The following is a 23,725-nucleotide window of genomic DNA, read 5'->3' as shown; positions in this document are numbered from 1 at the left end:
TTGAATGAGGAAAGAAAGACAACTGAGAAGGAGGCTGCCCCTGAAAGGGCAACCTCCTTTTTTATTTTCTGGCTTCTTGCTGATCAATTAAAGCCCCGGGAAGCCTCAAAACGGTTTTCGTCCCGCTACCTTCCTTACTGTACAGCAGAACGCCGCAGGGATCACCGTACTTAAGATTTAGACGGTTGTTGACGTTTAGGAGCCCGATATGATCACCGGATTCTATGTTCTTACCAGCCAGCAGCTCGGTTAGCTGTTCCAGTCTCGCAGCAACGATGCCTACACCATTATCTTCTACAGCGATTTCAAGCAGTCCCGCTTTGCTTTTCTCTACTGTGATCAGCAAGACTCCCTGACCTTGAGCCTCAAGTCCATGACCAAGCGCATTTTCGACAATAGGTTGAAGGATCATTTTAGGTACGGGAATGTGTAACCATTCCTGTGGACAGAACAGCTTGTAACTGAATTTGTCAGGGAAACGGCCTTGGTAAATCCTCACACAAGATTCTGCGATTTTCAGCTCTTCCCCAAGAGTTACCTCCTCCTTGCCTTTGATGCTGTACTTGAGCATTGTACTTAAGGCGGTAGTCATTTCGTAGATTTCCCGATTTCCTTTTACGATCGCAACGCCTTTGATTGTATCTAAAGTATTGCTTAAGAAATGGGGATTAATTTGACTTTGCAAATACGAGTATTCGGCACGTTGCTTTTCCAGATCTGTCTGGTAAAGCTGGGTGTTTGCATCGATTAATTGGTCCGTCAAATCGTGAATCCGCGTTGTCATATCATTGAACTGTCGAGAGATGATTTCAATTTCAGCATAGCCTTTTAAATCGACCTTATTGTTCAATATTCCTAGACTTCCGCCTTTTAATTGATTCATATAGCGCATAAGCCTAGACAACGGTCTTAAGAGATTCATCATGAGTACAGAGTAGGGAATAGAGACGACCAATAAGATTAATGCTAGAAGAGCATAGCTGACCTTCTTTAATTTCTCCAGTTCTTTCATTAAATTATGGACAGGAACAGCGGTTATAATTTTTCCGGAGATCTCCGGTAAGATAAAGGACTGAATTGCATATTTCTTTCCGTTAACTGTTTCGACGATTGACTCTCCATCCCTTCCAGTTGCCCGAGTTTGAAACTGCTGGAGCATGTCCTCCGGCTCATCACTATTTGAGTAGATCAGCCCTTTATCATCCATCATAAAAAAGCTGGTTCCGACTAATCGAGGGTACTCTGAAATTTCAGTTTGAATAGCCTTCATATCCACAATAACTGCGATGTAGCCGATTTTTTCGCCATATAGGGACGTGTCACCTGAAGCAAAGATGTTCATCCCGAACAGTAATTTTCTCTTGTCGATGACCTTGTCTGGAGGACTGTATCCGCGATAATGAACGATTCCATCATCCCCAGCCGTCTTCATAAGATCGACGGCATATTTGGTTCTTCCCGCTAATGAAATACGTGTGTTAGAGCTACCAATAACAATAATATCTAAAATGTCCGTATTCATATTTCGCGCGATACTCAATAGCCCCTCTACCTTTTGGGATAGGTCGTAGCCACGAAGCTTATCATTCTCGACTAGGAACTTTTGGACGGTCGAATCGTATCCTACATTCATCATCATGGAAGAAACGTTGGCATAGTTGTTAGAAATCCGTTGCTTGAGAAGGGAGACCAGCTCCGTATTGTATTGCGTATTTTGATTAATGATGGTCTCGCTTGATAGTTGGTAGACTCGTGAAACGATGATTGGGATAATGGCAACAATAAATAAACCAAATAACAGAACCTGAGTACGGATGGATAATCTCTTAAATGTCTTCATTGCTTTGTTCCCTATATTGCGTAGGTGTCATTTTGAGATGCCGCTTAAAAATTCGTGTGAAGTAGAAATAATCCTGAAAACCGCATTTCTCACCGATTTGGTAAATGGAAAGGTCGGTCTCGACCAGCATTTTACAAGCGTATTCAATTCTTAAACGACTGATATGTTCGATGATGGTCTCGCCGACTTCTTTCTTGAATAGTTGGCATAAGTAATTTGGACTTAAGAAGAACTGATTGGCTAAATGCTGAATCGAAATTTCTTGATTGAAGTGGTTGCGGATGTACAACATGATTTCTTTGACTTTGTGGTTTGAAATTCGTGAAATATCAGTTTCGTTTCTGTTCATAAAAATATCAAGTGTCATAAGAATCAAATCATCGATCATAGCTTCAGCCGTACCGTATCGATAATAGAGCTGTTCATATCCTTCAAAAAAACGGCCGTTAACCCGAGTCCCTTCCCGAGGAAATAAGTAGAGGATCGATGTGTAGAGCAAATAGGCTTCTTTAATGGTGAACGTTCCCTCTTTGAATAATTTCTTTATAGATTCCATGACTGCTATAAAACCGAGCCGGTCTTTATTATGAAGAATCCGGGAGATCTCTTTGAGCTTCCCGTCGATCGGTATTTCCTGTTGTGGATTCACCCTATAACATCCAGGCATCCCCGTTGCGAACATACTGAAAGCAGCATGAGAAGCGGATTCTAAAGCCGCATCCAGTTGATGTATATCCGAAATAGGAGGACCGATCCCGACCCCGCATTCTTGTACAACCTCTGTATGTTCAAGACCCCGAAGGAAGACTTCGTATTGGCACTCTTCCAATAAGTAACCATAACGTCGGCGGCTCATCGGGAAGACCAAGGAAGAGAATTGCCCGACATCTGCGGGCGAACTTAACCCTTGGATAACAATGGGGATATGAGGGCGATCTTCCGACAAGGGTATTCGCTTCTCGTCCAACCATAAGCTAATTCGTTCAAGATCTCCGGAACAAACCGCTTCATATAGTTCGAAGTCATGGACAGGGATTTCTTTAACCACCTTCGATTCGTGTTGCTGGGCTATTCGGTTAAGCATTCCTTCAATTTCTTCGATTTCAAAAGGTTTCAGGCAGTATCCGAACGTACCATAATTCATCGCTTTTTGTGCATAAGCGAACTCTGCATGTCCGCTGAGTACGATGAAAATTGTATCAGGTGCGATGGCTTTGCCACGTTGAATGAGCTCTAGCCCATTCATTACAGGCATTTTAATATCTGTTAGAACAAGGGTGGGGCGAAGCGATTGAATTAATTGCAGGGCTTCTTGCCCGTTTTCGGCATCGTCGATCACTTCAAAGCCGTATTTCTTCCAATTCACTCCTGCTTTAATTCCCTCTACAATCCACTTCTCATCATCTGCAATAATCACTGAACGCATAAGTGAATCCCCCTTTCTATATGGAGCTCTTAGATTTATCCTAGCGATTGTGGATCAAGGGGGGTATGGACTATCTTACGCTCACTATGTCCGATATTACGTGTCACAGGAAGGTCACCCACAAAGGTGTGAAAAATCCACATGACCGGAGTTGTATCCTCTATACAAGAGAATTTACACTCCCGATATAATTTACCATATAAACCGCTTACAAGCATAAACAATCTCATACAGAAAGGTGGGGAGAAGATTGGCTGATTCTGTAACCGCTCGTACGCCTAAGCGAAGCTTAAAGACTCGTGCTCCTAAGCAAAGCCTAGGAAAAACGATTTTACAGTACAAGTATTTTTACCTCATGGTTCTACCGGTGTTAATCTGGTACGTCCTCTTCAGCTATGCTCCCATGTACGGTGTAACGTTAGCATTCAAATCATTTGATTACAGTAAGGGGATCCTGGGAAGTCCCTGGATTGGCTTAGAGAATTTTCAAACGCTGTTGACCGACCCCGATTTTCGCAGGGCATTTTGGAATACGGTCATTATCAGCTTGATGAAGCTGATCACTCATTTTCCGATGCCCATTATCCTGGCGATTGTTTTATATGAGTTTTCCAGGACAAAAATGAAGCGGTTTTTTCAGACGATCCTGACGTTTCCACATTTTATTTCGTGGGTTGTGCTGTCAGGGATTATCATCAATATTTTAAGCAAGGACGGGATTTATAACCAGATCATCATGTTGTTTGGCGGGGATCCAAATTCTCCGCTTGTAGATGAAAGTGCATTTAGACCCGTTCTGTATATCACACATGTGTGGCGAGAGATCGGTTGGGATTCAATCATTTACTTAGCGGCGCTTGCAGGGATCAATCCTGAGCTGTTTGAAGCGGCGGAAGTGGACGGAGCGAACCGGTTTCGCCGTCTGCTAAACATCGCATGGCCGGGCTTGAAGAGTACCGTCGCAGTTTTGTTAATTCTTCAAGTTGGACAATTATTGACGCAAGGTTCGAGCTTCGAGCAAATATTCAATCTGTATAGTTCACCGGTATATTCGGTTGCCGACACGATCGATACATACATTTATCGGACTTCATTCACGATTGGAGGCGACTTTGGATATATGACCGCCGTGGGTGTCGTCAAGTCCATTATCAGCCTAATCCTTTTATGGGCGGCCAATTCGTTCGCTAAGAAAATGGGTGAGGAAGGACTGTATTAATTTGCAGGAAAAGGGGAGAAGCAAGTGACCGACACAACGGTTAAAAAGAGAAAAAAATGGAGTGTCTTCGATATCGTCGCATTCGTGGTTCTGGGGCTTCTAGCACTAGTAACATTTTTTCCCTTCTATAATGTTCTTATTATCTCAGTTGCAAAGTTCGAAGCGATTAGTAAAAGCGACTTTTATATTTTTCCGCTTTCGTTTGACCTGTCGGCATACAAGCTGTTGCTTCAGGATATGAAGTTTTGGACTTCGATTTTAAATTCTGTCATCGTAACGGCGGTTGGCGTGTTGTTCAGCATGACGATCTCTGTAGCGGGAGCATACGCATTATCCAAGCGGGGCATGCCGGGAAGAAACATAATGCTTAGTTTGATCTTGTTCACTATGTTTTTCAATGGCGGTTTAATTCCCTTTTATCTAGTCGTTAAAGATCTAGGATTCGTAAACAATATACTCGTCATGATCATACCCGCCGGTCTCAATACGTTTTACCTGATCATTATGAAAAACTATTTCAACACGATTCCAGAAAGTCTGGAAGAGTCAGCTAAGCTGGATGGGGCAAATGATCTGTACATCCTTTACAAAATCATTATTCCGATCTCTGCCCCATTCATGGCGACCTTTGCTTTGTTCTATGCCGTGGAAAGATGGAATGAATGGTGGTACGCGTTGATCTTTATCAGTGACGCTTCAAAGGCCCCGCTTCAGATTTATTTACGTGAGACACTCATTACTTCGAATTCCTTGCTAAGTCAAATGGCACAGACGATGGCCGAGCAGGAGCAGACGGGGAAGGTCTACACACCTGCACTTCAAATGGCAGCAATTGTAGTTTCGAGTATTCCGATTATTGTTGTTTATCCGTTCCTGCAGAAGCATTTTAATAAAGGCATTATGGTTGGTTCGATAAAAGGATAAGAAAGATTTTAAATAGATTGATTCTATCCTAAAATAGTATAAAGGGAGGTTTCAAGCATGCTTAGAAAGAAAATGATGACACTGGCATTATGCATAACTTTATTGGCTTCGGTGCTCACGGCTTGTGGCGGAGGCAATAACGACAAAGGGCAGGCGGCATCAAACGGTGAAGTATCTCCGGATTCTTCTAATTCCACGGACAACCCTTACAAGGATCCAATGACCATTTCTCTTGGTTTCTGGGACGCGGATGCTGAAATTGCTAACATCGAAAAAGACCCGATCGCCAAACAAGTATTAGAAAAATTCAACATTACATTAAAACCTGTCAATATGACCTGGGATGACTATACCCAGAAGATTCAAATGTGGGCTGCTTCCGGTCAATTGCCTGATATTTTCGCGATCGACGCTGTCGGTACGCAATATCAGCGTAAATGGGTTGAACAAGGTGTTGTCAAAGCACTTCCGGATCTTTCTAAGTATCCTAACCTTGCAAAATACTTCGAATCGCCGGACATTAAAGGTTTAGGTGTAGACGGAAAGTATTATACCGTTCCTCGCCGGATGTTCCCGAGTGTCGATTGGAGCGCGCTGGATCGTATGGTGTTCTATCGATGGGATCTTGCTCAAAAAGCTGGAATCACAAAAGAACCCGAGACCTGGGAAGAGTTTGAAGCTATGCTTGATGCAATCGTCAAGTTGGATCCGGAAGGTAAGCATATTACCGGTCTTACGACGACAACTACCAAGATGCTGGGCGGATTCTTCTGGTTGTACGGTAACCCGGTCGCCACGAGTGATGGAAGCGGCAGTGACTTTAAATGGATCAAAGAGGACGGTAAGTTTATACCTGCTGTATTTTCGAAAAATGCGCTTCCGGCGTTAGAAAACATGAAGAATATGTACGAAAAAGGTTTGATCGATCCAGACATCGCGCTTGTAAAGCCTGCAGAGTCTTATGATAATTTCGTAGCAGGTAAAGCAGCTGCTCTTCTAAGCGGTGGCGGTTTTATAAATTTAAATAGCGATATGTATGAAAAACGCTGGAAAACAGCTTATCCGGATAAGGATATCATGGAGAGCGTAAAGGCACTCAAGCCACTTATTGGACCTGATGGTGAACGCTCACATGCTATTTTTAAAACGTACTGGTCGGAAAGTTATTTCAGCAATAAGGTTGACGATAAAAAGATGGATCGCATCATGGCACTCTATGATTATGTGTTGTCTCCTGAAGGTAAGGACCTGTTGACTTATGGCATTGAAGGTGTCGATTACAAGATCGAAAATGGGCAGAAGGTTGTCATTGAAAAGGGTTCATTAAATGAGAAGTATCCTGCTAGCAGATTTCTAAAAAATTTGGTGGCTTATGAAACTTCAGATAGCTATAACATGGATAACCCGACGATCGCTAACGAAGGGATCCGCAAAGAAGCTGTCGATTATATCGATTGGATTCAGAACAATACGAAGGTTCCAGAATACGACATTCGGTTAACGTATTTGTCTACCCCAACAAAGGATAAATTTACTGTGCTGGACCATGATGATCTGCTTAAGATCATGCTTTCCAAAGAACCCGTTGAGAGTTACTGGAATAACATTGTGAACGATTATAAGGCTAAAGGTCTTGATAAAATGATAGAAGAAGTAAATGCGAAGGCCAAAGAACAAGGTATTGAATAATCGATGAATAGAGAAGATCCGGGCTGAAGCAGCCCGGATCTTCCGTTTAATGATTTTGAAGAAGAACCAAGAATGTGCGGCGCTACTGATCGCATACTTATAATAAGATTAGGAGGGTAAAGTCTATGATACATAGCATTCACTTGACAGGGTTAACCGAGAAACAGTTAGCAGCTGTTTCAGAAGTAGCGGGAATATTGAGTATTCGAATAGAACGGTCAGGGATTCCAGTAAATTGTAAGAAACAAGGGAAGGGCATTCGAATATCTTACGATGAGGTTCAGGTCACTATTGAGTATGAACAGGAACATCAATTGATCCGGGCGCTCAGCCGATTTCTCGAGAATATACGTCGTGGTGAGAGAGTTGAAATTAATGAAATGCCGGTTTATGAACAGCTAGGTTTCATGGTAGACTGCTCGCGAAATGCTGTTCTTAACCATGAAGGATATAAGGAATTGATTCGGCGCTTAGCGCTTATGGGATATTCAACGGTTCAACTGTATACGGAAGACACCTACGAACTTGAGGGGTATCCTTATTTCGGTTATTTAAGAGGTCGATATACAGGGGAGAAAATTCGGGAGATGGACCATTATGCCGCGTTATTTGGTATAGAATTAGTTCCTTGTATCCAGACGCTGGCTCATCTGGGCCAAGCATTGAAATGGCAAGCACATGCACCGCTAGTGGATTTCCAAGACATTCTCCTCATTGATGATCCGAGAACTTACGAGTTAATTGATCGAATGTTCGCTTTCATGGCGACCCATGTAAGCAGTCGTCGCATAAATATTGGGATGGACGAAGCGCATATGATGGGACTTGGTAAATATCTAGACAAGCATGGGTATCAAGATCGATCCTCCTTGATGTTAAAACACTTTAGTACTGTTATGGAAATCGCCAGGAAATATGGTTTCCGTACGATGATGTGGAGCGACATGTTTTTCCGTCTGGTCAGTTCCGGAGAATATTACGATGCTGAAAGTCCAATCAGCCCCGATATTGTTAAGCTGATTCCTGAAGATGTTACCTTGATCTATTGGGATTACTATTCGGAAACGCAGGAGAAATACGACGGAATGTTACGCAAACATAAGCAGCTGAATGATCATATTGAATTTGCAGGTGGTGCTTGGAAATGGATGGGCTTCGCTCCAAACAATGAATTCAGCTGCAAAGTCAGTCTGCTGGCTCATGATAGCTGTGTTAAGCATGGAATTCAAGAAGTGCTGATTACCGCATGGGGAGATAATGGTGCTGAAGCTTCCGTCTTCTCGGTTCTTCCTACCCTTCAACTTTGGGCGGAGCTGTGCTACACGGGATGTTTCGTGGAGAATCATGTCAAAGAAAGATTCATTAGCTGCGTGCAAGGCCATTATGATGACTTTATGGCACTCGATGCGGCTAACCTGGTTCCAGGTAATTCGGTTCCGGGGGGGTGTTCCATCAATCCGGCTAAATACTTGCTTTATCAAGACATTTTGTGTGGTTTGTTCGATCGACATGTTATTCCTAGCGTGTATTCGAAGCATTATCAGCAAAGTGCGAAAATGCTCGAACAGGCGATTACTCGGAATTCGCCTTGGCAATCCTTATTCTCTGTACAAGCCAGCTTGTGTCGCTTGCTTGCGATAAAGAGCGAAATCGGGATTTCCATACGTGATGCTTATCATCGAGGGAATGTTGAGGAATTGGCTCATCTTGCCAAGGTGACTCTGCCAGAACTATCAGATTTAGCCGTTCGATTTATGGATGACTATCGGGTGCAATGGGAGCTGGAAAATAAGGTGTTTGGTCTTGATGTTTTTGATCTTCGTATGGGAGGTATGCTTCAGAGGATTAGGACGGCTATTCATCGAATCAATAGTTATGTCGAAGGGAAAGTGGAACAGATAGCTGAATTAGAAGAGGAGCTACTTACGTTCGACGGTCTCGTTGACGATGACGGCCCAAGGGCGATAAGTGCGAATTTGTGGCACACGATCGCAACACCGTCCGTCATCGCAGGAGTATAAGAAGGGAGTGAGGTTATGATTGACACAAATCTGGACCATCAAAATGGCTCAAAGCGGCCCAACCTTATGCTTATCACAGTGGATCAGATGCGTTTTGATTGCCTGAGCATCATGGGACATCCCGTCGTTGAGACACCCAACCTGGATTCTCTTGCATCAAGAGGGATATTATTTGAACACGCTTACTCAGCTACCCCGAGTTGTATTCCCGCGAGGGCTGCTATCATGACAGGAATGGGCCAACGATCACATGGGCGGGTGGGGTATCAGGATAAGGTCGAATGGAATTACGCCCATACGATTGCCGGAGAGCTTGCTCAAGCTGGTTATCATACGCAGTGTGTTGGCAAGATGCATGTGTATCCTGCACGTAATCTATGTGGATTCCATAATGTTGTGCTTCATGATGGATATCTTCACTACAATCGGGACAAGAGCCAAGCCATATATGATGAACACTATGATCAAGTGGACGATTATTTACAGTGGCTGCGAAGACAAACCAATGCCAATTCGGATATCACTGACTTAGGACTTGATTGCAATGCCTCAACGGTTGCCCGCCCCTGGCATTTGCCGGAATCGATGCATCCAACGAATTGGTGCGTAACCGAATCGCTAGACTTCTTACGAAGAAGAGATCCTGGAAAACCATTTTTCCTATGGTCCTCCTTCGTTCGCCCTCATTCCCCCTTGGATCCGCCGCAATGTTATCTAGATATGTACATGGATTTGGAAATTCCTGATCCTCCAGTCGGAGATTGGGTGGACGAGAATGCAGCTTTAAACAGTGCTAAGGATCCAACATCTTCGTTCACTCATTTGCCAAAGCGCAGATTGGATCGTGCCCGTGCCGCATATTATGCACTAATAACGCATCTTGACGACCAAATTGGGAGGTTGATCAATGGGCTGCAGGAATATGGAGTTTTAAATGAAACTTTGATTCTATTTACTTCTGATCATGGTGAAATGATGGGGGATCATCATTACTTCCGCAAATCTCTTCCTTATGAAGGAAGTGCTAAGATTCCTTTCATAGTGTTTGATCCGGGAGAAACGCTTGGACTTCTTGCAGGCTCCCGGCTTGATTCCATTATAGAGCTTCGCGATATTATGCCGACGTTTCTTGAAGCTGCTGGCGTCCAAATACCAGTTACAGTAGAAGGGCAAAGTGTGTTGTCGCTGTGTAAGGGAGAACAGATAGTGTGGCGGTCTTATATTCATGGGGAGCAAGCCTATGGAGAAAAGTCTCACCACTTTTTAACGGATGGAAGAGAGAAATTCATATGGTATTCTCAGACAGGCGAAGAGCAGTACTTTAACCTAGTGACCGATCCCTTAGAGAAGGTTAATGCAATCGGATGTACCGATAATTTAGAGCGTATACGTGAATGGAGAGAGCGTCTTATTCACGAGCTGGAGGGACGAGAGGAAGGGTTTGTAAACAACGGCGAATTGATTGCCGGACGTCCAATTTCTCATATTCTAAAGGCATCCGAATTGGGGAAATGATCTTAACGAAGGACAACCTGAACATTCAGGTTGTCCTTCGTCTGTTACGGAAAGATTAAGGAGTTTAGCATGTGTTTTGATTTACCAGCTACTCCGGCGCTGAGGCAATGGGTCCTGATCTTGAATCATTCGATGGACGAGCAATTCTACCATCGAACTGCGAATTTCACTATAATCGGGATCTTCAAAACGATTGTAGTTTTCATGAGGATCCTCTTTCAGATCATATAATTCACCGTAGGTCTCTCCTGCAAAGATAACTAGCTTATAACGTGTAGTTCGCAAACACTTAGCGTTTATGCCTCGATCATGAGCAATATAAGCGGTTAGGGCAGAATTACGTACATGGGACTCCCTGCCAGCTAGCACTTCCATCTGTGACACGCCTTGAATTCCGTAGGGGAATTTGAGACCTGCGGCTTCAAGCAGTGTGGGGACAATATCAACATGTTCCATCAAAGCAGAGACCCGTTGCCCGGAAGCAATCCCAGGACCACGTACGATCATCGGGATCCGTGTTAACCCTTCATAAAACCACGGTCCCTTGTAAATTAGTCCATGGTCACCGAGCAGTTCTCCATGATCGCTGGTAAAGAGGATGACAACATCATCGTACATTTCTTTTTGACGCCAAGCTTTTATAATACGTCCGATCTGCTCATCAATGAAGGTAATCATCGCATAATAATTTCGAGTGAGCCGTTTCATATGCGCTTCATCAAGAGAATGCTCCTCACCGCCACCAGGCCAATATCCTCCCTGACTCTGACGCAGCAAATGTGGAGGACGAAGATGAACGTCGTCAGCTTCTCTGGTTGGTGATGGAATGTCAATGTCCGCGTACATATCCGTATAAACTTCTGGAGGGTCAAAGGGATGATGCGGATCAACGAAACTGGACCATAAGAATAACGGTTGCTCGGTTTTGTGGGCGAGGATAACATCGATACTCCGTTCAGCAATCCAGTAAGTCTGATGCAGCTCCGGAGGAATTTCGCTCTCCCACACATCGTGTTGAGCATCGGAGGCTCTGAAACGGTCTTTACTGAATCGTTCTGCTACTTCCGGGTTGCGTTCCCTAAGCCACTCCATATATTCCCCGATACAATTGTCTTCAGTAATATGATGCTCATCAAATCCGTAGTACGTTCCATCGGAAGCTCTTCCGCGGTCACGATAATCAGGATCTTCATATTCTTGTGAAAAGTCCCCCTTCATTTGTGGACGGAAGTGCATCTTTCCTATACCGATGGTTTTATAATTCGCTGTCTTTAAATGATCGCACAAGGTAAGTTCGTCTTCTCTAAGCGCAGTACCGATGTTCCAAGCACCATGGACATGAGGGTACCTTCCAGTAAAAATGGAGGAACGTGAGGGCGTGCAAACGGGACTAGCGCAGTAAGCTCCAGTGAAGAGCGTGCCTTCTGAAGCAAGCTTGTCAAGCTCAGGTGTCAGTACGGAAGCGTTCTCGATACCTAGTGCATCCGCACGCATTTGATCTGTGGTAATTAACCAAATATGAGTTCTTTTTGACATCCGTAAAACCTCCTATGAATATAGTTTATAGCATCACAAAAGCCTCTAGCAACCAATGAATTCTCCATATATTTCATTAGAATTGTCCATATGGGTTGATATTTTTATTACCTATAATTGAATAGTCTATCTCAATGTTGGAGGAGAAATTATATGCGGAAGTTATCCATATCAGGGGATCATTTTATATTAGACGAACAACCCATCCGGTTGCTTTCTGGTGCGCTTCATTACTTCCGGATCGTTCCGGAATATTGGCAGGATCGTTTGCTGAAGCTGCAGGCTTGCGGATTAAATACTGTTGAAACCTATATTCCTTGGAATTTACACGAACCAGAGGAGGGGAACTTCAATTTTGATGGATTTGCTGACATCGAGGCTTTCGTTAGACTTGCTGGAGAGCTTGGTTTGCACGTGATTTTGCGGCCAAGTCCTTATATTTGTGCGGAATGGGAATTCGGTGGATTGCCAGCTTGGTTACTTGCGGACGATAACATCCAGCTGCGTTGTAATGATAACGTCTATTTATCTAAGTTGGATGCCTATTTCGATGAGTTGCTTCCACGTCTGCGGCCTTTGTTAAGCACTAACGGTGGGCCTGTGCTTGCCCTTCAGGTAGAGAACGAATATGGAAGCTTTGGGAGTGATAAGACTTACCTGCATGATCTAAAAGCAGGAATGATCGCCCGCGGCATGGACGTTCTGCTGTTTACTTCAGATGGAGCTGAAGATCATATGCTTCAAGGCGGTATGATCGACGGAGTGTTCGCCACCGTAAATTTCGGTTCACGGGCAAAGGAAGCCTTTGCTAAATTACGTGAATATCAGCCTACGGGACCGTTGATGTGCATGGAATTCTGGAATGGATGGTTTGACCACTGGATGAAACCGCATAATACCCGCCCCGAATCCGAAGTAGCGGAGACTTTGGATGAAATGCTGGCTCTAGGAGCCTCTGTTAACTTCTACATGTTTCATGGGGGGACGAATTTTGGATTTATGAATGGGGCAAATCTTTTTGACAAATATGAGCCCATCGTAACCAGCTACGATTATGATACACTGCTGGACGAATCGGGTAAGCCAACTGCAAAATTTTATGAAGCTCGAAAAATTATTGAGAAATACGTAACGTTGCCGCCACTGGAATTACCGCCGTTAATAAAGTCACAAGCTTATGGTAAAGTGTTGATGACAGAAGCAGCACCACTGTTCACTCAGTTAGACGTTTTGTCTCGTCCAGAACGTAGAGCATGTCCCGAGCCAATGGAGAAACTGGGTCAAGATTATGGATTTATCTTGTATTCAACGAAGATCAGTGGACCCCGCAGCAGTACGGAGCTCGTTCTTCAAGAAGTTCGCGATCGTGCGCTTGTATTCGCGAATGGGGCCTTTGTCGGTACAGTTGAACGCTGGGATCCGCGAGGAATTTCATTAGAGATCCCGATTGAGGGACTGCAAATCGACATTCTTGTGGAGAACATGGGACGCGTAAATTATGGCCCTCTGCTTCGTGATCCGAAGGGCATAACCTGTGGCGTTAGACTCGGCTATCAATTTTTGCATGATTGGACCATTCGTTCCTTGCCATTAACAGATCTTAAAGGATTATCATTCACACCGATAAATTGCGAAGAACGTCAGCGGCCCACTTTCTACCGGGGGAGCTTTCAAGTCAGTAAGCCTGAGGATACTTTTTTGCGGCTGGACGGATGGAGTAAAGGTCAAGTTTTTATAAACGGCTTTAATCTAGGTCGTTACTGGGAGGAGGGTCCGACAAAAACGCTTTACATACCGGCACCGCTTTTGCGTCAAGGCGGGAACGAACTTATCTTGTTTGAATTACATGGCGTAATGGAGCCAGTGGTTACTTTGGTAGATACACCTGAGCTCACATGATATTTAAATATTTAATGGGTGAGTAAGTATCATAATTCTATAGTATGGGTCTGATGATTTTTAATATATAATCAAAACAGCCCAACAATTTATAGGAACTGAAAATGCACGATTAGGGTGGTTTAGAGGAGGATTGCTAATGAGTTATGATTTGATGGCGTTCGAGACGTCTAAAGCACCGCAAGAGAGAGCAGCGTTTATGAAGTGGTATGAGCAGCAAGTGCAGTGGTCGGAAGACCATGCCTATAATGATCCATCAGTTTTATCGGAGGCGCTGCAACGTTTTTATAGTGAGTTGTCCGAGCAATTTCCTAATATGAATGTAGAGGATGAGATTTTTGAGGCGATGGAGGAAGCAGGAACGGATAACCGGTTGACTGACTACTCGCTTGGCTCATCCGTCATCTATGCAGCTTTCGCTTATTCTGTAGCTGAGGAAGCTTATACGGCGATGCGGGAGTTGGCTATAAAACACAAAGTAGGATTTTTTGATGTGAGCAGCAACGAAGGCGATATTATTTTTCCTTGAAGCAAAATGATTTAGATTGTAGACAGCTGGTTGCACTCCTAGTTGTTAATGAAGTAGTGGCAACCAGCATGTTTTCTATCTTCTTTACTCTACTACAGACGGAATAATACAATCCTTAATCAGAGGCCACCGGTCACGAGGCTGAAGTGTGTATTCTGAGGCGATAGCTACGACAAGTTTTTTTTCTGGAATGCAGCAAATGACATTACCACCATCCCCTAACGCTGAGTAAGTGTAAGTCCCATCTTCTTCGCGTAGCCACCACAAATAACCGTAATGATTAGGGTTCATCGCTGTTGATTCTTCAATCCATGTCTCCGAAATAATCTGATTATTCTCCCATTTTCCACGGTTCAAATATAATAAACCAAAACGCGCCATATCACGTGGAGACAACGTAAGTCCCCATCCTCCTGTGGTGATACGATTGGGGTCTTCCACCCATCCCTTCACATTTACCCCAAATAAATCATCAAACCCAAATGATTTCATCTCATAATCCGGGATTTCCGTCATGCCGATAGGGCTGAATAATCGCTCGTTAGCAAACTCACGGGCACTTTTTCCTGTGGAACGAGTGATGACAGCTGACAGTAAGTGCGCCCCTGCGCTGGAATATTTAAAATCACCGACATTCCCTTGGTGGCCAAGGATATCAAGTGTGTATTTGACCCAGTCGGACGATTTACAGAGTTGCTCCAGTGGCTCGTGCCAGTCTTCAAAAGCATAGGGAGCTGTCATGGTGAGCAAATGGCGTATAGTGATTTCTCGTTTTTGTAGATTGGCAGCAGCATCGTCGGGAACATAGTCGGGGAAAAAATCCAGCACCTCCTGATCAACATGCTTGATAAATCCGGCTTCAATGGCAATACCAATGAGGGCGGATAAGATGCTTTTCGTTACAGAAGCCACATGATGCAGATCATCCGGGCCATAGTCATTGAAGTATTGTTCATAGGCAATATATCCATTTCTCACCACTACAATTCCGTTTATATTACTATAGTCGGTTTTAATCTTAGCTTCTAGTTCTGAAAGTTGTTCAGCATCCATTCCTAAGGTAGCCGGATCTGAAGTTTGCCAGTCTTTTGTAGGCCAGTAGTTTCTGTGCATATCGATAACTCCTTTAATTAAATTTTTGTGTGAATATGAGTGTGGCTACGATCTTTTCTTAACTGGAAAATACACCTCAGTAACAAGATCCTCAGGATGAGTAGTTTGCGTGGGGTCTGTTATATATTTTTCATAGGGTGAGTTCACCATTTCATAACCTTCATTTTCAATCCATTCTGTGAGCTTCGCATAAACCGATGTTAATTCTGAATAAGGGCCCTTATAAACAGACTTCGCACACAGCCCTTCACGTAATTCTCTCGTTCCATTTACGATCTCCTCAATAGGTAGGGCAAACTCTGTATCATTCCCGGCAGGATTATATTCCTCACTGTGATAAATTGTTATTGGCGTGCCCAGCAAGGTCAGCTTTTCAGTGGCAATAGTTTCATACAGTTTGCTAAAATACTTACCATATCCAAACGTATAATCATCACTGCTCAACATTTGACGTGTATATAGGATATTCATTGGTTTGGTTTCAACAAGTTGCACTTCTATCTTATTTAGGTAGGACATCATCGATATTCCTTTCTCTAAATTTAGAACATCACTATTAAGTTGCTTTAATGTATATTCGTAAGTTCGTAGTTTCTCTTGTAGTTTTCTTTTTTTGAGATTTAGGGCTGTACTAAGCTTCTCTTCAAAATGATCCTGCTCCCATTCCAGAATATCTTTGATTTCTTCTAGTGAGAAATGATAAGATTTCAAACGATTGATAAAGAGTATTTTTGTTAGTTGTTTGATGGAATAATACCTATAACCGTTCTCGGGATTAATCTCATCGGGATGAATTAGTCCAATTTCATCATAATACCGCAGCGTTTTGGTTGACACTTCGCATATCTTCGAGAATTCTCCTATGGACAGCAACAATCTCATCTCCATTTCTTCGATATTTAATGATATATAAACTTTGAATTTCGGTGGTTTGTTCAATTCCACTATGCACCTTCCCCTAAGGGTAAAGTCAATAGCCAGACTTCTTATCTGGAAATAGGTTTAATGTTGTGTCTTCACAAATCGGTTTAGATCATTTAAATATTGATCTTCCACCAATTGTCGTGGAAAGAAAACAGCGGTTAAATAAGTCCTTAAGGGGGATGCGGCATTCTTCTTTGACAGCATAGAGTGGTCAGCGTTGGGAAAATAAGAGACTGAGAGCAAGCTGGTAGGTATTTTTTCACGATAAATACGTTCGGTTTCCTCAATATCTACATTGATATCTTGACCGCCGAGTACTAAATGGACAGGAGCATTGAAGTAACTAAGGTCTTCTGTGGCATCAGACTGATAGTTTTTGGCAATAAATCCCCAGCGTTCCTTAGAAATCAAGTCCTCGGATTGTGCAATACGCAAGTAATCCTCGTAAGATGCTCGTTCGTTAAGTAATTGTAATACTTGAGCATTATAATATTCTTTCGCTTGGATCTCATTTTCCGAGAAGCCTTCTTGTTTCATTTCTAATCTTGTATTGTATTTACCTTGAGAAATCCAGTTCACCGCAGGCGATACAAGAATACTGAACGCGAGATCAGGAACTTCTTTTACAATCTTGGGAATCACCCAACCGGCCTGACTTGCTCCCCACAAACCAATAGACTTCTTATCAATCATTGGTAAGTTCTTCGCCCAGTTAATCGCAGATATCGTTTCCTGAGCACGATCTTCCATGCTTTGCTCCAACCAGTTACCAGAGGAACCACCAATACCAGGCTTGTTAAGAGACAAAGACGCATATCCGGCAGATGCGAATTTCTCCCATAAAGGTTTATATCCGTCATCGTATGTGTCATTTATGGGACCATCACCATGAACAAAAACTATTAGCCCTACGTTTCCAGAATAGTGCTGGGGTAGAATTAAAGTTCCTGTTAGTTTACCCTGAGGGGTTTCGATTTCTATCTTTTGCTCATTCATTGCATAGGAATGCTGATTTAATACGAATAAGACTGAAGCTGCCATTAAGCCAATGATCAAGCATGCGGTTAATTTAATATTTTTTTTCATTTATTGAGCTCCTAGGATGTAGTGGTAAACGCCTCGTCATGTAATGCCAATTAGCCTCTTTAAAAAGAAGGTGTCTAATCCCGCTATAGTTTGATTGATCGATAGCAAAGTCCATCTGTTGGTACATATGAATAGCTCGTTTATTATTTTTAGCAACATGTAGCGTTAATTTGTCCACTTCTGAGTGACTGTTTACAAAATCTATTGCCCAACTAAGCAACTGCTTACCGATTCCTTTATTACGGTGGCTAGATCGAACGGCCAAATGATCGACATAACATTCTTTTGCGCGAGGCTGATAATTCAAAAAATGTAACCCAACCATTAACTTACACACATTTAGATATCCAAATTGCTTAAATAATTGTGAAAAGGAACTATGGTGAGGTGATATTAATTTACTTCTGTCTGAGGCTCGGCTGTCCTTCCACTTAATGCTGAGCGTACCGACAACCTCTCCATTTTCTTTAGCTACGATTTGTTGTGATGATGCGGACGGTTGGTCATGCTCCCAGAGCCCAAAAAGTAGTTCAGCAATATCATCGTCCTCTAGTGAGGTGAGGGAGTGGAACTTACCGTGGAACGCATCCACTAAAAGATTGCACACTGCTCTATGATCTTGTTCTTGGTAGTGAGCGATTGTTATCTTGTTCGGACTTATCATGCTACACCGTCAGGGTCATGCTTAATATTAATTTGGATTTCATAATGAAGCTTGTCATTGTTGAATAGGGATAGATATGATTTTTCCAAAAGGATCAATGGTCCCTGAATTGTATAGTGATGTTGTGTTATATAGTGTTCCAGTTGAGCAATCTCAAGTTCAATATCATGATCATCCGTCACGAAAAATGCTTTATATAAGTAGCTGCCTTTTTCTAGGATGATGTCCGGGAAGTGAGTGCTTTCAAAACATAAGGTTACTTGTTCAGTACCGTATAAATAATGCAGATCTGTTTCAAATAAATGAGTTGGTTGCGGCTTTTTTTCATACAGACTTCGAGCGGTGAGTGATTCATCTTGTTCTATTTCCATCCATTTTTTTAAATGACGAGTATCCAATTGTTTAATGTGATATTTGTCTTCTAGAATGTCGGAGTGCTCGTATTCCTTAAGTACTTTTTGTAAAAACTGCTGCAACAACATTAGCTGGTTTATTTCAGAGTTTATTTTACTTAGAGACTGCTCCAAAAGTTGATAGTAGTCATTTTTGGTGAAGTTATTCATGCTTTTGTTAATCGTACTGACAGGCACGTTCAATTTGCGGAGTAATAGGATCTGGGCCAACTGATAAATCTCATTAATTCCGTACATCCGGTATTGATTGCTATCAGTATAGGCTGGAAATAAAATCTCTTTCTCTTCAAAATATCGGATTTGATGTACGGATACATTCATAAGTTTTGAAAGTTCACCAATCGTAATGTAATGATTCAATGGAGGTGCTCCTAACTATATTGGTATTTGTTGATTTAACTATAAACCTTAGGTCTGACCTAAGGTCAAGCGTGGATCTCAGTTTCGTGTAATCGCTTATCGCCATTCCATTAATTTGTCGAAACATGAAGGAAAACAGAAAATTTTATAGAATTATCTATCGTTATCTATCGTTATCTATCCTATATAATCCAAGTGTTGCACGATGCCCCAAGCGTTTGCGCAGCTTAACATCACCATAGAAAAGGGGCCTACGATGCTCAAAAGGACGTTACTTATTTATTTAATTGCTTTCATCTCATTAGCAACAATCCCACTATCCATTTTTATAGATAATGATCAACATGAGAATTATCTGCAAGTTCAGAAGGGGAGCATGGATCTTTCAACTTGGGATTATGGGCAACAAAAGATCATCAAGTTAGATGGTGAGTGGGAATTTTATTGGAACCAGCTGCTAATGCCTGAGCATTTTATAGAATCAAGCACAGACAAACCTGCTCCTACAGCATTAATGGAGGTCCCCTCACGATGGAATGGCAAAGTGGTTGATGGACAACCTTTACCTGCATTCGGTTCTGCTACTTATCGGATGGTGCTGAAAAACTTACCTGTAAACGGTGTATTCGCTTTGAAAAAAACGAATATCCGCTTTTCGAGTGCGATTTATGTGAATGGGCATTTACTCATTAAGGATGGAAACCCCACTATGAGTACTGCCGATTACCAGTCAGGGAATATTCCGCAGATTGGGCTTTTTTCGTCTGAAAAAGGTGATGTAGAGATTATCATTCAAGTTTCTAACTATGAATATGTAAATGCAGGTATTCCGGTATCTCTTACTTTTGGCGAGGAAGCCGCTATGCTAGAGAACCAGCAGAAGAGTACGGCTCGTGAATTTAGTACAGTTGCAATATTGGGAACATTATCACTTATTTTTGTCATCTGCTTTGTGGCGGCTGCTTTATACCGTAAGAAGGATTACTCCTTACTTGTATTTGCTATTATTTGTTTACTGCTTGCGATCTATCATGGCTTGATTGGAGAACGTTCGCTGTTACTGTTTTTCCCAAACCTTTCGTTCATTGTGTTATACAAAGTGAAGGATATTAGCTCCATATCGTGTTTTATTGTTCTGGCTATATTTTTTTACCAAATGCACAAAAGCATAATCTCTTTAAAACTTACGCAAGTCGTAACGATTATACTAGGCAGCTTTATAATATTGGTAGCAATCCTGCCTATTCGTACTTACACGCTTTTCTCTACCTATGTGATCATTGTATATGAATTGATGTTAATTTGGATGTTGTTTAGAGTGGCTATCTTGTATATCAGAAGCACAGAAGTAAATCGGATCAAATCGTTGCTGCTGTTCTTGGCGATTCTTGCTATCAATCTGTACTCGATAGACATCATTCTGTTTGCTCTTTCGATGAAAGAAAACCTTTGGCTAGGACAGTTTTACATTGTAGCCTTTAATATCATTATGATCGTTCTGATTGTTCTCCGTTTTTTCGAGGCTTATCATACGATAGATGAAATGAAAAACCAACTGATCGGTCTGGACAAAATTAAGGACGAATTTCTCTCCAATACCTCTCATGAGCTGAAGACACCACTAAATGCCATAGTGAACATTACTGCTACACTACTTAATGGGGTTGAAGGTCCAGTTACCGAAAGGCAAGCGCAGAATCTAGCGATCGTAATGGGAAGTGGAAGAAGATTAACTTATATGGTAAACGAATTACTCGATTATTCCAAAATGAAGCATGGAGATATCACCTTATATAAAAGCACCCTAGATCTGAAAGCTGTTGTAGATTCTGTTATCGGTATACATTCGTTTCTGCTCGGAGAAAAGTCGATCTTTCTCGTAAACAATGTTGCTCCAGAGTTTCCACCTGTACATGCAGATGGCAACCGTTTGATTCAGATTTTGCACAACTTGGTAGATAATGCGATTAAATTCACGGAGCAGGGTGAAATAAATATTAGTGCCAGATTTACTCATGAATGGGTTGAGGTCCGTGTGGCAGACTCGGGAATCGGAATTGCACCGGATATGCAGAAACGTATTTTTATGGCCTTTGAGCAAGTGGACGAAGCTGAAATTCACAGTCATGGTGGGACAGGTCTCGGACTAAGCATTACCAAGAAGCTGGTTGAGTTACATGGCGGGAACATTAGAGTGGACTCTGTTGCAGGTAAAGGTTCGGTCTTTATATTTACTATTTCACGATGGGATCGAACATCTAATCAAGTCACGGGTCCAATCGTGGATAAGACTCTTCCTTATAGAGAAGTTTTCTTTCCGCGCCAGGAGTATCCTATATATATCAAAGGTAAAATCAATGAGCCGATTTTGGTCGTGGACGATGATTTTGCCAACCTGCAATCTATGATCAACTTGTTCAAGCTTGAGGGATATTCCATTGTTGTTGTGAACCGCGGGCAGCTGGCACTTGATGAGTTATCGAAGAATTCAGACTTCTTTCTCGTTGTACTGGACATTACAATGCCGGATATTTCTGGCTATGAGGTTCTGCAAAGGATTAGAGAGAGATTCACACCCTTTGAGCTGCCTGTGTTAATGCTAACGGCGAAGAATAGAGTTAGCGATATGAAAATGTCCATGGATAATGGGGCAAATGATTATGTGGGGAAGCCGTTTGAAGCGGAAGAACTAATGGCGCGTGTGAAAAGTCTGACCCGATTGAGAGCTTCTGTGAAGAAAGCTAAAGATGCCGAAATTGCCTTTTTACGTTCTCAGATCAAACCTCATTTCTTGTACAATGCCCTGAATTCAATTGCTGCATTATGTGTGGAAGAACCTGAGCAGGCGGAAGAATTAACGCTGGAGCTGTCACAGTATTTGAGAAGCAGCTTTGACTTCAAACAGTTGGATTCGTTAACTACCTTGGAGGGTGAGCTAGAGCTAGTTAAAGCATATATTAATATTGAAAAAGTGCGCTTTGGTGCTAGATTACAAGTGGAATATGATATAACCGCAAATACGGATAGCCGGATTCCCCCACTTATCCTACAACCATTAGTAGAAAATGCTATAAGACACGGACTGATGTCCAATTTACGGGGAGGAAAGGTAACTATATCTGTGAAAGAGTCGGATCCTTCTGTAGTCAGCTTTGTTGTAGAAGATAATGGACGCGGAATGAGTGAGCACAAGCTGGAGGAAATCATGAAATCAGATGTAGATAAAAGAGGCGTAGGGCTTTGGAATATTAGTCAACGCATCAAACTTCTCTATGGAAAGAACATTCGTATTCAAAGTGTTGAAGGAAAAGGCACACGGGTTTCTTTTGATATCCCCAAACAACACATGAAGCGGATAGGAGGTTGAAGTATGCTGCGAGCCATTATCGTGGATGATGAAGAATTATCAGTAAAGCGCTTAAAAAGGATATTATCTCAGAGTGGAGAGATTGAAGTATACGATACTTTTCTGGATCCGACGGAAGCCTATGAATTTGTGAAGGGGAATTCGATTGATGTAGCTTTTTTGGACATTTCTATGCCTGACACAAATGGAATGAAGCTTTCCACCCTTTTGCATGAACTAGATGAATCGATTAATGTGGTTTTTGTTACAGGGTATGACGAATACGCACTGCAAGCCTTCGAACTGAGTGCTGTGGATTATTTGCTGAAGCCTGTAACTGCACAGCGTTTAACTAAAACTTTGGATAAGATCAAAAAAATGAATAGAGGTGTGACGGTTCAGCCCGTCATAGAAGTTCTCTTATTTAATGGACTAAAGATATACCGCCGTACGCAAGACAGAGAGCCCATCAAGCTAAGGAGCCCAAAAACCGAAGAATTGTTTGCCTTTTTGATTAGTAAAGGGACGGTTAGCCGAGATGAAATTATCGATACCTTATGGAGCGGGCTGGAACCTGATAAAGCGTTGAAGAATCTGAACTCAACCCTGTACTATATTCGAAAAGCAATCGGAACTAGCTTTATTAAAGCCAGCAGAATCGAAATTAGTATAGAGGAACGCAGTATTTATTGTGATTTGTATGAGTTTAAGCGACAGCTGAAGCAAATTAGGCAGGTCTCGAAAAAAGATTCTGAATGGTTCAATCAAGTAGAAACATTGTATACGGGGTCCTTTCTCAAAGGTAAAGCATACGATTGGGCTAGTGGGAAGACACGCCGACTTGAACAGGATTTTATTGGACTGCTGGAACTAGCTGCTAGATTTCATATGGAGCAGAACGAGCGTCAACAATCGCTGCACTACTTTGAGAGAATATTGAAATTGGATCCCTTGAGAGAAGATATCCATCAGGAAATCATTCATTTGTATATTGAACTAGGACGTATGAATGAAGCTTATCGGCGATATGGGCAATTAGAAGAGACTCTTCAACAGGAGCTTGGAACTTCACCTGATCCTAAGCTCAAAGCTCTGATTAAGAAGATGATGAACTAGTATAAAGAAAAAGAGAACCGACGAATCGATTAGAATTCGAAGGTTCTTTTTTTGTTTATTTTTCGTTTATCATAATTTTGTATAATACTCTCGATTATTGTCGAA

The 23,725-nt window shown here is 42.3% G+C and carries 17 protein-coding genes; 9 read left to right on the top strand and 8 right to left on the bottom strand.

The annotated features are described in order from the left end of the window. Window positions 1-61 precede the first annotated feature (61 nt). Together MKX60_RS22900 and MKX60_RS22895 are read right to left on the bottom strand one after the other, a co-directional pair. Window positions 62-1,840: a cache domain-containing sensor histidine kinase gene (locus tag MKX60_RS22900; protein ID WP_076283428.1), complete on the bottom strand. Its 1,779-nt coding sequence runs from the start codon at window positions 1,838-1,840 to the stop codon at window positions 62-64. Then, window positions 1,827-3,266 (bottom strand): response regulator, encoded by a 1,440-nt coding sequence (locus MKX60_RS22895; protein ID WP_076283429.1) that lies wholly within the window; start codon window positions 3,264-3,266, stop codon window positions 1,827-1,829. Before MKX60_RS22895 ends, MKX60_RS22900 begins: the two co-directional genes overlap by 14 nt. Window positions 3,267-3,516: 250 nt before the next feature. On the opposite strand from MKX60_RS22895, the gene MKX60_RS22890 reads away from it, so the two are divergent. The 5 genes from MKX60_RS22890 (at window position 3,517) to MKX60_RS22870 (ending at window position 10,634) form a co-directional block, all read left to right on the top strand. Further along, window positions 3,517-4,485 carry an ABC transporter permease gene (locus MKX60_RS22890; RefSeq protein WP_076283430.1) on the top strand — a complete coding sequence of 323 codons (969 nt, stop codon included), beginning with the start codon at window positions 3,517-3,519 and terminating at the stop codon, window positions 4,483-4,485. A gap of 24 nt (window positions 4,486-4,509) precedes the next feature. After that, complete coding sequence (locus MKX60_RS22885; RefSeq protein ID WP_052404326.1) at window positions 4,510-5,409, top strand: carbohydrate ABC transporter permease; 900 nt, start codon at window positions 4,510-4,512, stop codon at window positions 5,407-5,409. Window positions 5,410-5,466: 57 nt separating this feature from the next. After that, window positions 5,467-7,098: an extracellular solute-binding protein gene (locus MKX60_RS22880; RefSeq protein WP_076283431.1), complete on the top strand. Its 1,632-nt coding sequence runs from the start codon at window positions 5,467-5,469 to the stop codon at window positions 7,096-7,098. A gap of 125 nt (window positions 7,099-7,223) precedes the next feature. Then, on the top strand, window positions 7,224-9,119 hold the full coding sequence (locus MKX60_RS22875) for a family 20 glycosylhydrolase (protein WP_341061065.1): 1,896 nt from the start codon (window positions 7,224-7,226) through the stop codon (window positions 9,117-9,119). A 15-nt stretch (window positions 9,120-9,134) separates the two neighbouring features. Then, the gene (locus tag MKX60_RS22870; RefSeq protein WP_076283433.1) at window positions 9,135-10,634 is read left to right on the top strand and encodes an arylsulfatase; all 1,500 of its coding nucleotides are present in this window, start codon (window positions 9,135-9,137) and stop codon (window positions 10,632-10,634) included. An 81-nt stretch (window positions 10,635-10,715) separates the two neighbouring features. Here the strand turns inward: MKX60_RS22870 and MKX60_RS22865 are convergent, their stop codons facing one another. Further along, a complete protein-coding gene (locus MKX60_RS22865) occupies window positions 10,716-12,170 on the bottom strand; it encodes a sulfatase family protein (protein WP_076283434.1) in 1,455 nt (484 codons plus the stop codon). A gap of 153 nt (window positions 12,171-12,323) precedes the next feature. Here MKX60_RS22865 and MKX60_RS22860 point away from each other — a divergent pair, with 153 nt between their 5' ends. Together MKX60_RS22860 and MKX60_RS22855 are read left to right on the top strand one after the other, a co-directional pair. Further along, complete coding sequence (locus tag MKX60_RS22860) at window positions 12,324-14,069, top strand: glycoside hydrolase family 35 protein (RefSeq protein ID WP_076283435.1); 1,746 nt, start codon at window positions 12,324-12,326, stop codon at window positions 14,067-14,069. A 139-nt stretch (window positions 14,070-14,208) separates the two neighbouring features. Further along, window positions 14,209-14,598: a hypothetical protein gene (locus MKX60_RS22855; protein WP_042189026.1), complete on the top strand. Its 390-nt coding sequence runs from the start codon at window positions 14,209-14,211 to the stop codon at window positions 14,596-14,598. A gap of 84 nt (window positions 14,599-14,682) precedes the next feature. Here MKX60_RS22855 and MKX60_RS22850 read toward each other — a convergent pair whose 3' ends face one another. The 5 genes from MKX60_RS22850 to MKX60_RS22830 all read right to left on the bottom strand — a co-directional run bounded on the left by MKX60_RS22850 (window position 14,683) and on the right by MKX60_RS22830 (window position 19,158). Next, window positions 14,683-15,711, bottom strand: a complete 1,029-nt coding sequence (locus tag MKX60_RS22850) for a serine hydrolase domain-containing protein (protein ID WP_341061064.1) — start codon at window positions 15,709-15,711, stop codon at window positions 14,683-14,685. A 45-nt stretch (window positions 15,712-15,756) separates the two neighbouring features. Beyond that, window positions 15,757-16,584 carry a MerR family transcriptional regulator gene (locus MKX60_RS22845; protein ID WP_076298866.1) on the bottom strand — a complete coding sequence of 276 codons (828 nt, stop codon included), beginning with the start codon at window positions 16,582-16,584 and terminating at the stop codon, window positions 15,757-15,759. 129 nt (window positions 16,585-16,713) lie between these two features. Continuing rightward, window positions 16,714-17,721: an alpha/beta hydrolase family protein gene (locus MKX60_RS22840; RefSeq protein ID WP_341061063.1), complete on the bottom strand. Its 1,008-nt coding sequence runs from the start codon at window positions 17,719-17,721 to the stop codon at window positions 16,714-16,716. Next, a complete protein-coding gene (locus MKX60_RS22835) occupies window positions 17,705-18,385 on the bottom strand; it encodes a GNAT family N-acetyltransferase (RefSeq protein WP_143764023.1) in 681 nt (226 codons plus the stop codon). The genes MKX60_RS22840 and MKX60_RS22835 overlap by 17 nt, the downstream gene beginning before the upstream one ends. Further along, entirely contained in the window at window positions 18,382-19,158 is a 777-nt protein-coding gene (locus MKX60_RS22830) for a MerR family transcriptional regulator (protein WP_340970498.1), read from the bottom strand. The genes MKX60_RS22835 and MKX60_RS22830 overlap by 4 nt, the downstream gene beginning before the upstream one ends. Before the next feature lie 256 nt (window positions 19,159-19,414). Between MKX60_RS22830 and MKX60_RS22825 the strand changes: the two genes are divergently transcribed. Both MKX60_RS22825 and MKX60_RS22820 read left to right on the top strand, forming a co-directional pair. Further along, window positions 19,415-22,525: a hybrid sensor histidine kinase/response regulator gene (locus MKX60_RS22825; RefSeq protein ID WP_076283439.1), complete on the top strand. Its 3,111-nt coding sequence runs from the start codon at window positions 19,415-19,417 to the stop codon at window positions 22,523-22,525. A 3-nt stretch (window positions 22,526-22,528) separates the two neighbouring features. After that, window positions 22,529-23,620 carry a response regulator gene (locus tag MKX60_RS22820; protein ID WP_341061062.1) on the top strand — a complete coding sequence of 364 codons (1,092 nt, stop codon included), beginning with the start codon at window positions 22,529-22,531 and terminating at the stop codon, window positions 23,618-23,620. Window positions 23,621-23,725: the final 105 nt, after the last annotated feature.

This window comes from Paenibacillus sp. FSL R5-0914 (assembly GCF_038004525.1).
Taxonomy (GTDB): domain Bacteria; phylum Bacillota; class Bacilli; order Paenibacillales; family Paenibacillaceae; genus Paenibacillus_AQ.
Note: the sequence above shows the minus strand (reverse complement) of the source record. Positions and strands in the feature narration are given on the sequence as shown.

Bases quoted from the DNA above. Each gene is read 5' to 3' on its own strand.
- MKX60_RS22900 (WP_076283428.1), bottom strand. From the start codon at position 1,840: ATGAAGACATTTAAGAGATTATCCATCCGTACTCAGGTTCTGTTATTT.
- MKX60_RS22895 (WP_076283429.1), bottom strand. From the start codon at position 3,266: ATGCGTTCAGTGATTATTGCAGATGATGAGAAGTGGATTGTAGAGGGA.
- MKX60_RS22880 (WP_076283431.1), top strand. From the start codon at position 5,467: ATGCTTAGAAAGAAAATGATGACACTGGCATTATGCATAACTTTATTG.
- MKX60_RS22875 (WP_341061065.1), top strand. From the start codon at position 7,224: ATGATACATAGCATTCACTTGACAGGGTTAACCGAGAAACAGTTAGCA.
- MKX60_RS22870 (WP_076283433.1), top strand. From the start codon at position 9,135: ATGATTGACACAAATCTGGACCATCAAAATGGCTCAAAGCGGCCCAAC.
- MKX60_RS22865 (WP_076283434.1), bottom strand. From the start codon at position 12,170: ATGTCAAAAAGAACTCATATTTGGTTAATTACCACAGATCAAATGCGT.
- MKX60_RS22860 (WP_076283435.1), top strand. From the start codon at position 12,324: ATGCGGAAGTTATCCATATCAGGGGATCATTTTATATTAGACGAACAA.
- MKX60_RS22855 (WP_042189026.1), top strand. From the start codon at position 14,209: ATGAGTTATGATTTGATGGCGTTCGAGACGTCTAAAGCACCGCAAGAG.
- MKX60_RS22850 (WP_341061064.1), bottom strand. From the start codon at position 15,711: ATGCACAGAAACTACTGGCCTACAAAAGACTGGCAAACTTCAGATCCG.
- MKX60_RS22840 (WP_341061063.1), bottom strand. From the start codon at position 17,721: ATGAAAAAAAATATTAAATTAACCGCATGCTTGATCATTGGCTTAATG.
- MKX60_RS22835 (WP_143764023.1), bottom strand. From the start codon at position 18,385: ATGATAAGTCCGAACAAGATAACAATCGCTCACTACCAAGAACAAGAT.
- MKX60_RS22825 (WP_076283439.1), top strand. From the start codon at position 19,415: ATGCTCAAAAGGACGTTACTTATTTATTTAATTGCTTTCATCTCATTA.
- MKX60_RS22820 (WP_341061062.1), top strand. From the start codon at position 22,529: ATGCTGCGAGCCATTATCGTGGATGATGAAGAATTATCAGTAAAGCGC.